This window comes from Candidatus Marithrix sp. Canyon 246, assembly GCF_001723685.1.
In the GTDB taxonomy this organism is placed as follows: domain Bacteria; phylum Pseudomonadota; class Gammaproteobacteria; order Beggiatoales; family Beggiatoaceae; genus Marithrix.
This window is the reverse complement of the sequence record NZ_MCBX01000001.1, coordinates 197,098-211,205: the sequence shown is the minus strand read 5'-3', so window position 1 is coordinate 211,205 and position 14,108 is coordinate 197,098. Positions and strand designations below refer to the sequence as shown.

Below are 14,108 nucleotides of genomic sequence, written 5' to 3'. Positions count from 1 at the left end.
TTATAAGCATAATGCAAAATCATTTGCTATACTTCATTATATAACTACATTAGCTAATAAATAAGCAGTGCCGAAAGTAAATTTAGAAATTCCTGTTCTTGTAACTCCCTCCAAAGATAGTTATCATTTAAAACCATTATTTTTAGATAATCCATTCTCTAGTGCTAGACGTTTTCGTGATGGCATGGATTTGCTTGCTAAAGAAATACGCCGCTATTTTCGTTCTTTTCAGACAGAGCGTGAGACAATTGATGATTTATTATGGATTACTTTTAATCCTAAACTAAAATTAGAATTTCAAAAACTATATTTTTCTCTTGGGCAACATATGGTTTTTGGCAAATTTCTAGTTATTCGTTTTTTTCTAAAACAACATCAATTTGTATTCTTACCTGCATTTAATAAGTTTGCAATTATTCATGATAACATCATAGAACATGGTGATTTGTTTGAACAAATTATAAACATTACTCGCGATGAAATGCAATTAAAGCGCAAGCAGGATAATTTTTCTCCTAATGATTATTATGCAATCGGTGGAGAATTTATCACCACATTAAACGTATCAATAAATGTTAAACGCGCTAAATTTCCTTTTGAAAATACTTTTATTAATTGGTTTGCTTCTTTAAGTAATCAACAACAAAAGTTTTCTGGAGCCAGTGAAATTGCACGAGTTGGTAGCAATTTATTTGAAAAATATCCTAATAAATTACAACGCGCCTTATTGCGTGATTCTGAAATAGAAACACTTAGTAATTTAATTTTTAGTGAAAAAATGACAGCAGTAGTAATTATTGGTTCACCCGGTTGTGGCAGAACCAGTTTATTACATGAATGTTTTTATCGTTCTCTACAAAAAAACCAAGCAAAAGCAACAATTTGGCATCTTGATCCAAATCGTATCATTGCAGGCATGAGTATTGTCGGTATGTGGCAACGCCGCTTTGAATCAATTTTAGAATATCTGATTAAACCATCACCTGAAAAACGCCCACGTTTATTTATTGATAATATTGTCGCTTTATTTAGGATTGGTAAATCTGCCCAAAACTCATTAACTCTTAGCGATGTACTCAAACCATATTTAGAAAGACAAGCCCTTACATTTATTGCAGAAGCTAGTCAAGAAGAATGGAATATTGTCATGGAAACAGATCGTCGATTTGCTGATTTATGTCAAGTTTTCCGTCTAAATGAACTGAATATGACTGACAGTGCTTCAGTTGCCCTATTAGAAAGATCACGTTTAGAACAATTACATAACTGTAAAATTGATAATACAGCTATTGCGCGTATTTTTGCTTTAACAAACTCATTATTACGAACCAGTGCCAAGCCGGGCAATATTGTTAATTTTATGGAACGCTTAGCAATTCGTCATAGCGAAGTCGGTATTGCAGAAGTTAAAGCCGCTGTTAATGAAATTAGTCATATAAACACCCAAAATACATTAGATTTAGCCAAGCTTGCTACTCAATTAATTGGGCAAACAGAAGCAGTTGAATGTTTAGCAAATGTAGTACAAACAATAAAATCAGGACTTCAAGACCCTAAAAAGCCTACGGCTACTTTGTTATTTATAGGTCCAACAGGAGTAGGGAAAACTCAAGCGGCAAAAGTGCTAACTCGTTATTTATTTACTGATGAATCGCAACTAATTCGTTTTGATATGAATGAATTTGTGACTGATGCTGATGTTGGGCGTTTAATTGGAGATTGGCGCAAACCTGAAGGTTTATTAACTACTCAAATACGTCATCAACCATTTTGTGTTTTACTTTTAGATGAAATTGAAAAAGCTCATCCTAAAATTCATGATTTATTATTGCAAGTTTTAGGAGAGGGGCGATTGACTGACGCTTTAGGGCGTACTACAGATTTTACTAATACAATTATTATTTTAACTTCTAACTTAGGAGCAGAACAAGCTAGTCGTAATCTGGGATTTATAGATAAAAAAGCACAACAAAATAGTAGTTATCGCGCCGCTGTTGAAGACTTCTTTCGCCCAGAATTATTAAATCGTATAGATCGCTTAGTAGCCTTTAAATCCCTGAATTTAAAAGATGCAATTGCGATAACTAAGATACAACTCAATGACTTATTACAAAGAGACGGCTTTGTAAGACGAACAACCATACTGAATATATCAGAAGCGGCATTAAAGCAAGTAACAATACGTGGATTTGATGCCTTATTAGGTGGGCGTGCATTAAAACGAGGAATAGAACGCGACTTAACCGCCTTAGCGGCTAAACAATTAGTAAAATTACAAGCTACACAACCAATTATTTTAGATATAGATTGGCGACATGAACGTTTAGAACCTAAAATAACCGCATTAATTGCTAGTTCAAGCCAGAAACCGATTACAATTCCACAAATACCATCAATAGACATTGTCAGTGAAAAACTAGATTTAGTTATTGATTTAAGACAACAACTATATGCTTTAAGAACAGAAAACGATATAGATTTAAGTAGTTCTAATGAAAAAATACGTTTTATTTTAAACTTGCAAGAATCGCTATTTGAACTGAAAGAACAATTAGATGAACTATTATGGAATATGGAAACAGCGCGTGATTTTAGAGAAATCCGTTTTACATCAACTAAATATAATTGGACTAATTATCAAACTATAAATGCTGCTGACTTATATGCTCACCAAGATATTCATGATTATTTAGAAGAAATTTATGTAATTGCCCCAAAACTAATTCAAGAATTAAACAGCAATTGGGTAAATTTAATCATGAAACTAAATTTTTCAGAATATTTCTGCCAACAAATAAATAATCAGCAACAACTAACATTAGTTTTACAATCAAGAATATATGGAAGCGGAGAACCCGAACTAAACTACCTTCTAAATGCTTACGAAAAAACATTGATTTATCTAGGAATAGAAAGTACACGCATAGACACACAATTGCATATAAAAGGAGCCGGATTAGAAAACTTACTAGCTAATGAAATAGGAATTCACCTATTTCATCTTTCAAATAAAAATGCAATACCAATTGAAGTAAGCTTCACCAATACTAATGATCAAGAACAACTACCTATTATCCGTAGCTATGCCCTAGCTGACGATAAAAAAACCGGAGTATTAACCGATTTTAATACAGGAATGCTAAATAGTACCTTGTTAGATGCACATGAATGGGCTTTACTTTGGTATTTTGCTAGAAATTGAGGGGTAGTGCTGGTAAATCCGTTGTACTATTTTTTAATAAGCAATAAGTTATTTGTAATTTCTTTCAAGTATTCCACTTCTTTTTGCAATTGCTCATTCATTAAATTTGCTTTCTTCGTGTCATGTTTGTTGTCGGATTGTTCCATTGATGAAGTAAAGCAAATAATTTAAACTCAGTAACTGTAGCAAATCTATTTCCATTACCTCAGCAATTTGTTGCAACCTAGAAAAATTTACATGCATGAGTAGTTATTCCTAATTTATCTGCCACTTGTTCTTGCGTCCAACTTTTTAGTGAGCGAATGAATTTTATTTTCTCGTTTATTTTTATAGTGTTATTTGGTCGCATAATAAAAATATACTTTGAGTTAGTGAATTAGTACTTCTGGTATCTGGATTATACTAATATTATTATTTATAATACCAACTTTATCACAATAGGAAAATTGAAATGAAGAAAACACTTTTGTTATTTGTATTGTTTGTTATAAGTACAACGTCTTATGCTAAAGAAAAAGAGTATTATTATTGGGGTGATTTAGATGATGGTGGAATAAAGTCTATAGTTCCTTATCTAAAAAAGGATGGAAAAGTCAAAAGTAGGGTGTATGACGCTTCGCTTATACACCCTACAGTGAGTTACACTAGCTAAACCCACCCATAATAAAAATCAACATCAAATTACGGTCACACCCTATTTTTTTACAAAATAAACAAAAGAAATATATAAACACCAAATGGGGCAAAAGAATAAAAGGAACAACAAGTTGGAAGAGATATTATACCCCTCATATATATGTTCAACCACATGCGGAATGGGTTTATGTAGGTGTTGAGATTTATGGAGCAGGTAAAGTGGAATTTTATGATGATAAAATAAAAGAATATAGTTATAAATAAATACTCAAGCTATAAGACCTGTCAGGTCTTAATTTTTTTTAACCCACCGCTCAAATCCCAATTTTGGAGTTCATATCTTTATTTGGATGTTTTATTCTATCCATAAATACCACTTCTATGACCAATTTCAGTTACTACCACAACTAAAATATTATCCCATATTTCGTAGATAATGCGATAATCTCCCACTCGAATACGATAACGATTTTCATAAGCTTGCAGCTTTATAGCACCATGTGGACGTGGATTATTAGCTAAAGCTTTTATTTTAGGTTTAAGTCGGGATTGAATATTTTTATTCAGTTTGGCGAGTTGGCGTGAGGCGGCAGGTTTATATTTAATTGTATAAGCCACAGCTCACCATCCAAGTTCTTGATCAAGTTGTTTTTCAGAAATGAAACCTTCTTCTTTGAGAGCTTTATCTGCATTGGCATTATCAATACAATCTTCCAGTTTTTCGATTAGTTCAACATCATCAATTGGCACGACGGTCAAAAATAGCGTATTTTCATAGACCAATGTCAAACGTTGTTTGTCTTGCTTAGCTCGCTCAAGTACAGTTTTTAAACTCTGCTGTGTTTCAAGATCATCTACTCTGAAAACGGATGATGGTGTTTTAGTAGTGCTTAGCATAGTTGTACCTCATTGTAAATGATAATATAATGTATTATAAATCTATATCAGAAATAAATCAAATCTGATTATTACAATAATTCCAGAACATTATTGCTTTCTTCGTGTCATGTTTGTTTTCTGATTGTTGCATTGAAGAATTAACTTGAAAAACAATATGAGATTGAGAGTTATATTCATTAAAATTAAATATATTTTTTTCATCGAAACTCAGTAACTGTAACAAATCTATTTCCATTATCTCAGCAAATTGTTGTTACCTAGAAAAATTTACATGCATGAGTACTTATTCCTAATGTATCAGCCACTTGTTCTTGCGTCCAACTTTTTAGTGAGCGAATGAATTTTATTTTTTCGTTTATTTTCATAGTGTTATTTGGTTGCATAATAAAAATATACTTTGAGTTAGTGAATTAGTACTTGTGGTATCTGGATTATATCAGTATTGATATACAACAGGTTGGAAGAGATATTATAGGTAAAGTGGAATTTTATGATGATAAAATAAAAGAATATAGTTATAAATAACTCACTAAGCTAGTAGCTGTTTGCTTAATTTGATATATCCTGTAGGTTGGGCTGATGAGAGGAAGCCCAACAAATTCACAATTCTTCCACGAATAGTTGGGCTTCCTTTCGTCAGCCCAACCTACAATTTTTTACAAAACCCTCCGCTGAAATCCCAACTCAGGCAATCCATCTATTACACCTAATATTGCTGATTGTGTTCACTTTTTAAATCAATGTTATAATAATTTAGTTTAATCACGAAATTTAACTATTGGATTATCTCATGTCAACGATAGCATTTACCTCTGAAGAACCATATAGCGGCACAGTTAAAACTCAGGAACGCTATAACTTTAAACCTCATTTTAATGAAATACTTGAACCAATTGGTTCTGGTGCGGCTGAGTTTTTTCTCGCCGCCAGTCTCTATTATGCACACAAAGTCAGTTTTGAAGCTGCTGCGGCTTTGGCAGAACTGTCTTTTGATGAGTTTCATTACCGTTTAAAAGAACATTTTAATATTGGTTATATCCTTGATGATGAAAGCATATTGGAAGATATGGAAACGATTAAGAATCTGGTTAGTAAATAGTTATGAAAGTTGTTTCCAATACAAGTCCTATTATTTTTTTATCCAAGATTGAGGCACTTGACTTGTTGCCTCAATGCTTTGATCAAGTTATGATTCCTCCAGCGGTTAGCAATGAATTAGGTGATTTGTTACCACCTAAATACATTGAACATACCTCAATTTCCATAGCTGGTCAACATTTTGTTAAAGGTGCATTAGATATGAGACGCAGTTTACATATTGGCGAACTTGAAGCAATGGTTTTGGCGCAAGAAACTCAAGCAAATTATGTCATATTGGATGACAAGTTGGCACGTAGAAAAGCGCAACTCATGGATTTGAATGTCATTGGTACCATAGGCGTTCTGCTACTCGCTCACCAACAAAAGTTAATTTTGACAGCAACAATTCAAGAACATTTAGCGATTAAAGTAGCTATAAACCCGTAGCTCAAATCCCAATCCATCCAATGTCTTACCATCTGTCAATACGGCAATATTGGCATTTCCTGTATGTTTACAAACATCATATTTTGATGTATCATATTGATGTCGAATTTAAACATATAGGAGATACACTATGAATTTACAAAATAGTTATGATCGTATTACTTTTTCTCTTCCTCACAGCATGAATCTGGCGTTGGATAACTTAAAAGGTGAATTGCACAGCACTAAGTCAGATATTATAAAACAAGCAATTGAATATTTTATTCAAGTGCAAGAAGAAAAAAAATTACAGAAAGCTGTTAAATTAATGGCAAAAGAGTATGAAAATAATGAAGAGCTAACTTATCTCACTGTTTTGGATGCTGAGGATTTTCAATGATACAGGGAGCTATATGGCGTATTAATCTTGATCCAACGATTGGTGCAGAAATAAAAAAGACTAGACCATGTGTCATCTTAAACAGTAACAAAGTGGGAAAATTACCATTAAAAGTCATAGCACCATTAACAGACTTAAAAGAACATTATAAACTTGTACCGTGGATGATAGTTGTAGAACCTACTCCAGAGAATGGTCTTGAAAAAACTTCTGTTATAGATTTATTTCAAGTTAGATCTGTGTCTCATCAGCGATTATCTGAAAAAATAGGCGTGATAGAAGATGAACTTTTAGAGCAATGCAAAAGAGCTTTGAATGTGGTTTTTGAATAGATGGGAGATCATTAATCAAGATAGTACATTATCAACTTTCAACCCGGGTTTTAGACCATTTTCTAGTTGGTTTTCTTTATGTGGGTTTTGTTATTAGACATACATGAATGGGTTTTATCGTGGTATTTTGCCAGTCAGTAATAACTGGCAGGAGGGGGGAAAACTTAACGTTTTGAGTATTGTGGACGCTTACGAGCCTTATGCAGACCAACCTTTTTACGTTCAACTTTACGCGCATCACGAGTAACATATCCCGCTTTACGTAATGCTGGACGAAAACTTTCATCATACATCATTAAAGCGCGAGTTAAACCATGTCGAATCGCACCAGCTTGCCCGGTATTACCGCCACCAGTCACTGTTACATTAATATCAAAACTATCTTGTTTTTCTACAACATCCAATGGTTGGCGTGCTACCATCCGAGAAGTTTCACGACCAAAATATTCATCAATAGGAAGTTTATTAACTAAGATTTTACCGTCACCGGCTGTCAAATAGACACGGGCTATAGAACTTTTACGTCTTCCCGTACCATAATACTGCTCTGTCATAATTAGCTATTTAAAGTTAATGGTGTAGGTTTTTGCGCATCATGTTGATGTTCAGAACCTGCATAAATTTTTAATTTTTTAAACATAGCACGACCTAAAGGACCTTTAGGTAACATGCCTTTTACTGCTTTTTCAAGAATACGTTCTGGTGCTTTAACCATCAATTTTTCAAAACTAATGGACTTAATACCACCGGGATAACCAGTATGATGATGATACATTTTATCGGTTTTCTTACGACCAGTAACATGCACCTTTTCAGCATTAATTACAACAATATAATCACCAGTATCAACATGTGGTGTATATTCAGGTTTATGCTTACCACGTAAACGTCTTGCAATTTCAGTCGCTAGCCGTCCCAAAACCAGATTTTCAGCATTCATGATAAACCAATCATGCTTAACGGTTTGAGGCTTTGCGCTAAAGGTTTTCATTAGCGTTACTCCAATAGTATAATAAATAAGATAACAGGCTATTATATTATAATTAAAATTTTATTGCAGGTTTTTTTCAAATTAATATTTCATATTAATTTGAGCATGGTAATTGCCATCAAGTTTAAATTGAGCTTTATTGAATTTGGGTGGTCCAAAAAAGGGTTTTGCATTGTTTGAGAAGCCATATCCTTCTTTTGGTATATGGAAGAGGTTTTTGTCCAATTTGTTATTCATATTTTCATCGTGATACAAAGCAATTGCATAAGTTCCATTTGGAATATTTTCAAATTTACCATTAATAGAGCCTACTTGAGCCTTTATCTTTAAGGCTTTATACTTGTCTGTTAAAAATCTATCTTTCGAGTTAAATAAACCAATAATAAGGTTGCCGGTGTTACTTTTGATATTTGATATGTCAATATTTATATCGGCTGCAAATATTTTTGGGGATACTAACAATATAGAAGATAATAAAATTACTTTTTTCATAAATCACCTTTTGAATTTTTGAAAGTTGATGTTAGCATATATGATATAATAATGTAATTAACATATGTTAATTAACTCATTTGTCTGAATCAGACAACTTTTAATTCGTCGGCGTGCTTGGCGAATGTTGAAAAATATGGGTGACATTGGAGATCCTCGTTATGTTGACATGGCAGCGGCGATTTTAAAACTGGTTAATGATCAAGATAGTAAACCTAAAACCACAACTCATGATTATTGAAGACTGGAATTTGTTGGCAACTCAAGAACAATGATCCTGAACCAAATCGTACTGAGGCTTATCCAGAATTATGGGATCAAAAACCAGAGTTAGCATTTAATCTGTTGCAACAGAGTTTATGTGAATTGGTACATGAATTTGCTTGTAAAATACAAGCTGCGTTGGGTATTGTTTAATCCGATGAAGGATTTATTGCCAAAAATTTCTTAGTGATTGAAGATTTAATTAAGCACCCAGCAATAGAAGTACAAGGCTTAGGAATTGAATTTTTATCAAAATGCGCGTAAATTTATTAAAATAATTGTAAAATGATATGCTTTGCTAAAGCGGTGTTATTGATGGCAAAAAACTCAAGCTCAAAAAAACAAACAAGTAGCGCGATTATTTGCCGAATTATTACAATATAATGCAATTACGGATAAAGAAAAATTTATTCTAGCCATGTGTGACTTACATACGCAATATCCAGACTTAAAATTACCAATTCATAGTCATACGATTCCAGAAGATACAGGAGAAGTATTTTCTATTTTAATGGGAATATTACATTATGCAATTTAATTATCGTTATTTTGGCAATTCCAGCGCGAATAGTTCAACTAAAAATACCAATTCAAAATCTTGTGGTAAAATGTCAGGGTTTTTATTTATTGTGCTTGTTGTGTAGTAAATTTAACTTTCTAAAAGCTTTTTTTATATTCTCTTTAAAATCTTGATAAGAAGCTAAACTTTCTAATTTTTTTAAATCCATACCTTGCCCAATGGGCAAATATAAGTCTGAAATGCTCAAATTACGTCTTCTCTTTTTCGTTAAATTTTTTCTTGTGACTCGAATAGCGTTTTCTATTACCTCTTTTGGGTTCGCAATGCTTTCTGGTGCCCTGTGAATGCCTAATTTAATATCTGTTTCATCAGTGTTAATTTCTTTTTTTAGTAATTCTTTATCTGCTAACATCCACGCTTCTGTTTCTTGGATAGGTACTACTGCAACTAATATTTTACAGTACTGATTTTCATTTTGTTTTTCCAATTCAACTTGACAAGGATTAATTTTATGTTGATAAGTATCATTGAGTTGTTTTCTATCAGCATCTGTTTGTACACAAAGAATCATCATACCAAAATCTTCTTGACCTTTTTTCGAGGCTTCTAATACCTGTTCAATAAAACCTAAACCAGTTTTATTAATTTTTATTGGATTCAGTTCAATATCAAACTGCCCAGAACAATCAAAGGCAACCGCTTCTAATGTTTTTTGAACTATACTCTGTAAAAAACGAATATCAGTATTACCTTCAGTAATTAAGCATTAATTGCACATATTTTTCTTTAATCACGGGTAAAATGCTTGTCACACTTACAATACAACGGCAATTCTTAATGTCTGTAACTCTACTCCTAATTTCAGCATACCAAATACTTACATTATTATCATGTTTCCAATGATTAATATGACCAACTAACACTGGTGAATGTGTATTAACTATTACCTGACGCAAAGGCATTTCAATATTTGTAAAATCTACACTTAAACATTTTAGTAATTTTGCCATTGTCTCAATATTAAAAGGGTTTATGCCATTTTCAGGTTCTTCAAAACACAATAAGCCACTATATTTATTATCGTATTCTAAAATACACAATGCCAAAATTCGCAAAGTGCCTTCCGAAAGTACTCTTGAGGTATATTCTTTTTTATCTTTGTCTTTTAATTTGATAAGATATTGTTTGTTTTCAGTGTCATCTATCACATCAACTTCAACAAAATTGGGTAAAAATGTTTGAAATTCCCGTGAAATTTCTCTTAAAGTATATATGTCTTCTTGTTTGATGCGATGTAGAACCGCTGCTAAATTTTTACCGCTTTCAGAAATGACATCATCTCCCATATTTTTATTAGTAGGTTGTCGTAAGTCTTCGGGATTAAGCTGTAAAAATTTCCAACTACGCATTTCTTCTTTAACAGCAAGAACATGCGGAAAATCGATAGTATCAAAACTACTTAAAACGGTTCTAGTGGCGTTATTGAGTGGAAAACGTTTTTTATTAACTCCTCGCACGCCATCTTGAGGAACAAGTACAATATGTATGTTATTTTCAATTTCAGTTTTTATGTAGGGAATAGTCCTTTTTCCTTTCTTTACATTTGGTAGCCAATTTTCAACTATATTTTTAGATAACAGCTTAGCCCATTTATCTTTTTGAGGTTTTAAATTTTCCAAATGTTCATAAGTCACTGCCAAATTTTCTATGCCTAAAGAATTGGTAAAACGTTTAATTTTGAGTTCATAGCGTAATCTGGTATATTTGAGCTTGGCTTCGTTGCCCCAAGAATCTTTTATTTTTCTATTGACTAGCATCTCTACGGCAAACTCTATCTCAGTAGCATAGTTATTTTCATCATACTGAGTAAATAGTTCAATAAACTCTCCTCGTTGTTCTTTGAACGCTTTTTTGATATTATCGGTTTCTGCCAAAGTTCCCAACAATTTCAAAGCATCAAACAAATTACTTTTCCCTGAAGCATTTGTTCCCGCAACCACTGTAAAAGGCGTAAATTCCATTTCAAAATCATGGAAAGATTTGAAGCCGTTGATTTTAATGTAAGTTATCATATTTTATTAGCTATGTACAGTCAGCGAAGCTATGATTATATCATATCCTTGTAGTTTTATTAAAATATGATATAATATTGAATTAACATAATAAAATTATGAAAACATCAATTTTCAAAAAAAACAAAAAATACACTTTTAGTGATTACTTTGAAATGAATCACCCTACAAAGGAAATTGCAGCGGAATTTGGCTATTCTTTTGCCTTTGAGGTGATGCAGCTACCAAAATATAGTGATTATGATAAAGATTTTGTTAAAACTCTCCAAGAGACTTACTATACTATTTTACCTAAAATTAACTTAAACTCTGAAATGGCTAAAAGAGAGTTTTTGGTAGCACCACTATTGCTTGAAATTGCTAGAACATCCGACATTACAATTAATATTGAATATTCACTTAATGTGAATGATAAATTAAGTGGTTTATTAGATTACCTTTTAATAGCAAACCAAGATTTAATCATAATAGAAGCCAAGAAAAAAGATATAGATAACGGTTTTAATCAACTGGTTGCAGAATTAATTGCCCTAGATAAACTTGAAGACAATGAAAAGATTGAATACATTTATGGTGCAGTTACCTTGGGAGATATATGGAAATTCGGCATTTTAGATCGTAAAAACAAACATATAATCAAAAATATTCATAGTCATACGATTCCAGAAGATACAGGAGAAGTATTTTCTATTTTAATGGGAATATTACATTATGCAATTTAATTATCGTTATTTTGGCAATTCCAGCGCGAATAGTTCAACTAAAAATACCAATTTATCTTAGTAAAGATCAAGATATGTTGGATGAATATGATTTTTCAAATGGTGTTCGAGGAAAGTATGCAGCGCAGTATAAAGAAGGTACGAATATAGCTCGGCTTGATGATGATGTAGCTGCTATGTTTCCGAGTTCAGAAGATGTCAATCATGCCTTACGCACTTTAGGAAATCTTATTCAACATCATGCAAATATGGCGTAGTGAAATAAGTAAAATTGTTCTTGTATTTTTTGATAAAAGCGTGTAATATTTTACAATATTGGAAAAGCCATAGTAATTAATATGGATGTAAAATATAAGTTGTTTAAACAACAAATTAAAGGCATTTTAAAAACACAAGGAAAAAAATCATGAAATATTTATTTAGAGTATCAGTTGCGGCAACATCATTGATGTTTGCCACATTAAGCATAGCACAAACTGCCATTATCAGTGAACGAGATATTTTTACCCCAACTATCGCTACGCATGGCATGGTAGTTACGGCTGAGAAAATGGCGGCACAAATTGGCGTGGAAGTTTTACAGAAAGGCGGTAATGCCGTTGATGCAGCGGTAACAATTGGATTTGTAAAAGCTGTTACTTATCCTCGGGCGGGTAATCTTGGTGGCGGCGGATTCATGCTGATCTATTCTGCCAAAACGAAAAAAGTCATTGCGATTGACTACCGCGAAAAAGCACCTCTCAAGGCAACGCGGGATATGTTCCTTGATGAAAAAGACAATATTGATTCCAATTTAAGTCGATTTAGTTACCTATCGGCAGGAGTACCCGGTACTGTCGCGGGTATGGCAATGGCATTGGAAAAATATGGTACATTGTCGTTGGCAGAAGCATTAGCACCAGCAATTGCCTTAGCTGAAAAAGGCTTTATCATCACCCGTGCATTTAGTAATGATATTAAAAAGAGAGCAAAACATCTCAACCAGCACCCGACAACCGCCGCTATATTTTTTAAAGCTGATGGCAGCTTTTATCAAGCAGGTGATCGCTTTGTGCAAAACGATCTTGCCAATACCTTAAAAGCAATTGCTAAACAAGGTATTAAAGCCTTTTATGAAGGACAAATTGCTGATTTGATTGTCAAAGACATGGAAGCGCATGGCGGTTTGATTAGCAAAAAAGATTTAGCCAAGTATCAGCCCGTAATAAGAAAACCGATTCATGGTACTTATCGGGGTTATGATATTTATTCTATGTCTCCACCCAGTTCTGGGGGAGTTCATATTGTGCAAATTATGAACATGTTGGAAAATTATGACATTGGTTTATTGGGACATAACACTGCCGCAACTATCCATCTGATGGCTGAAGCTATGAAACGTGCTTATGCCGATAGATCAAAATATTTAGGTGATACAGATTTTGTATCCGTGCCTCTAACAGGTTTAACTTCTAAAGCTTATGCAGCAGCATTGGGTAATCCAACTCATTACGAAAGTAATGAAACCACACATTATTCTGTGGTTGATAAAGAAGGTAATGCGGTTTCCAATACTTACACTATCAATTTTAGTTTCGGTTCCGGCATTGTAGTCAACGGCGCGGGATTTTTACTGAATAATGAAATGGATGATTTCAGTGCCAAACCCGGGGTAGCCAATGTTTATGGATTAATTGGTGGTACAGCTAATGCCATTCAACCCCAGAAACGGATGTTAAGTTCCATGTCACCAACCATTGTGCTAAAAGACGGAAAACCTTTTATCATAACCGGTAGCCCCGGCGGTTCAAGAATTATTACCACCACCTTACAAGTAATTCTGAACGTTATTGATCACAAGATGAATATTCAAGAAGCCACAAATGCAGTTAGAATTCACCATCAATGGTTGCCAGATGAGATTAGAATCGAAGAAGGATTGAGCCTTGATACCATTAAGTTATTAACAGAAAAGGGACACAAAGTAGTAGTGAAAAATACAATGGGTGCAGCAGCCAGTATCTTAATTGATCAAAATACATTATATGGAAGTCACGATCCAAGACAACAAGGGCTGGCATTGGGTTACTGA

General features: G+C 33.3%; 17 protein-coding genes. 10 read left to right on the top strand and 7 right to left on the bottom strand.

Annotation, left to right across the window (positions count from 1 at the left end):
* Positions 1-67: 67 nt before the first annotated feature.
* Together BHU68_RS01030 and BHU68_RS01025 are read left to right on the top strand one after the other, a co-directional pair.
* Positions 68-3,202, top strand: a complete 3,135-nt coding sequence (locus BHU68_RS01030; RefSeq protein ID WP_069469910.1) for an AAA family ATPase — start codon at positions 68-70, stop codon at positions 3,200-3,202.
* 451 nt (positions 3,203-3,653) lie between these two features.
* Complete coding sequence (locus BHU68_RS01025; RefSeq protein ID WP_069469911.1) at positions 3,654-3,854, top strand: hypothetical protein; 201 nt, start codon at positions 3,654-3,656, stop codon at positions 3,852-3,854.
* Between the two features lie 344 nt (positions 3,855-4,198).
* On the opposite strand, the gene BHU68_RS01020 is transcribed toward BHU68_RS01025, so the two are convergent.
* Together BHU68_RS01020 and BHU68_RS01015 are read right to left on the bottom strand one after the other, a co-directional pair.
* Positions 4,199-4,456, bottom strand: a complete 258-nt coding sequence (locus tag BHU68_RS01020; protein ID WP_069469912.1) for a type II toxin-antitoxin system RelE family toxin — start codon at positions 4,454-4,456, stop codon at positions 4,199-4,201.
* Between the two features lie 3 nt (positions 4,457-4,459).
* The gene (locus tag BHU68_RS01015; protein ID WP_069469913.1) at positions 4,460-4,735 is read right to left on the bottom strand and encodes a hypothetical protein; all 276 of its coding nucleotides are present in this window, start codon (positions 4,733-4,735) and stop codon (positions 4,460-4,462) included.
* A gap of 793 nt (positions 4,736-5,528) precedes the next feature.
* On the opposite strand from BHU68_RS01015, the gene BHU68_RS01005 reads away from it, so the two are divergent.
* The 4 genes from BHU68_RS01005 to BHU68_RS00990 all read left to right on the top strand — a co-directional run bounded on the left by BHU68_RS01005 (position 5,529) and on the right by BHU68_RS00990 (position 6,976).
* Positions 5,529-5,837 (top strand): hypothetical protein, encoded by a 309-nt coding sequence (locus tag BHU68_RS01005; protein WP_216092609.1) that lies wholly within the window; start codon positions 5,529-5,531, stop codon positions 5,835-5,837.
* A gap of 2 nt (positions 5,838-5,839) precedes the next feature.
* Positions 5,840-6,265: a hypothetical protein gene (locus BHU68_RS01000; protein WP_069469915.1), complete on the top strand. Its 426-nt coding sequence runs from the start codon at positions 5,840-5,842 to the stop codon at positions 6,263-6,265.
* Between the two features lie 130 nt (positions 6,266-6,395).
* On the top strand, positions 6,396-6,644 hold the full coding sequence (locus tag BHU68_RS00995; RefSeq protein WP_069469916.1) for a ribbon-helix-helix protein, CopG family: 249 nt from the start codon (positions 6,396-6,398) through the stop codon (positions 6,642-6,644).
* A complete protein-coding gene (locus tag BHU68_RS00990; RefSeq protein WP_069469917.1) occupies positions 6,641-6,976 on the top strand; it encodes a type II toxin-antitoxin system PemK/MazF family toxin in 336 nt (111 codons plus the stop codon). The genes BHU68_RS00995 and BHU68_RS00990 overlap by 4 nt, the downstream gene beginning before the upstream one ends.
* 164 nt (positions 6,977-7,140) lie before the next feature.
* Here BHU68_RS00990 and rpsI read toward each other — a convergent pair whose 3' ends face one another.
* From rpsI to BHU68_RS00975, 3 genes are all read right to left on the bottom strand, one after another.
* The gene (gene rpsI, locus BHU68_RS00985) at positions 7,141-7,530 is read right to left on the bottom strand and encodes a 30S ribosomal protein S9 (RefSeq protein WP_069469918.1); all 390 of its coding nucleotides are present in this window, start codon (positions 7,528-7,530) and stop codon (positions 7,141-7,143) included.
* A gap of 2 nt (positions 7,531-7,532) precedes the next feature.
* On the bottom strand, positions 7,533-7,967 hold the full coding sequence (gene rplM, locus BHU68_RS00980; protein WP_069469919.1) for a 50S ribosomal protein L13: 435 nt from the start codon (positions 7,965-7,967) through the stop codon (positions 7,533-7,535).
* 81 nt (positions 7,968-8,048) lie between these two features.
* Positions 8,049-8,459 (bottom strand): DUF2141 domain-containing protein, encoded by a 411-nt coding sequence (locus BHU68_RS00975; protein WP_083234215.1) that lies wholly within the window; start codon positions 8,457-8,459, stop codon positions 8,049-8,051.
* A 237-nt stretch (positions 8,460-8,696) separates the two neighbouring features.
* Between BHU68_RS00975 and BHU68_RS00970 the strand changes: the two genes are divergently transcribed.
* Entirely contained in the window at positions 8,697-8,876 is a 180-nt protein-coding gene (locus BHU68_RS00970; RefSeq protein ID WP_069469920.1) for a hypothetical protein, read from the top strand.
* A gap of 467 nt (positions 8,877-9,343) precedes the next feature.
* Here the strand turns inward: BHU68_RS00970 and BHU68_RS00965 are convergent, their stop codons facing one another.
* The gene (locus tag BHU68_RS00965; RefSeq protein WP_445082164.1) at positions 9,344-9,817 is read right to left on the bottom strand and encodes a hypothetical protein; all 474 of its coding nucleotides are present in this window, start codon (positions 9,815-9,817) and stop codon (positions 9,344-9,346) included.
* A gap of 178 nt (positions 9,818-9,995) precedes the next feature.
* Positions 9,996-11,315 (bottom strand): AAA family ATPase, encoded by a 1,320-nt coding sequence (locus tag BHU68_RS00960; protein WP_069469922.1) that lies wholly within the window; start codon positions 11,313-11,315, stop codon positions 9,996-9,998.
* A gap of 98 nt (positions 11,316-11,413) precedes the next feature.
* Here BHU68_RS00960 and BHU68_RS00955 point away from each other — a divergent pair, with 98 nt between their 5' ends.
* The 3 genes from BHU68_RS00955 (at position 11,414) to ggt (ending at position 14,108) form a co-directional block, all read left to right on the top strand.
* Positions 11,414-12,037, top strand: a complete 624-nt coding sequence (locus BHU68_RS00955; RefSeq protein WP_083234214.1) for a hypothetical protein — start codon at positions 11,414-11,416, stop codon at positions 12,035-12,037.
* 11 nt (positions 12,038-12,048) lie between these two features.
* Positions 12,049-12,294, top strand: coding sequence for a hypothetical protein (locus BHU68_RS00950; protein ID WP_216092608.1), 246 nt, complete (start codon positions 12,049-12,051; stop codon positions 12,292-12,294).
* A gap of 149 nt (positions 12,295-12,443) precedes the next feature.
* Positions 12,444-14,108, top strand: a complete 1,665-nt coding sequence (gene ggt, locus BHU68_RS00945; RefSeq protein ID WP_069469924.1) for a gamma-glutamyltransferase — start codon at positions 12,444-12,446, stop codon at positions 14,106-14,108.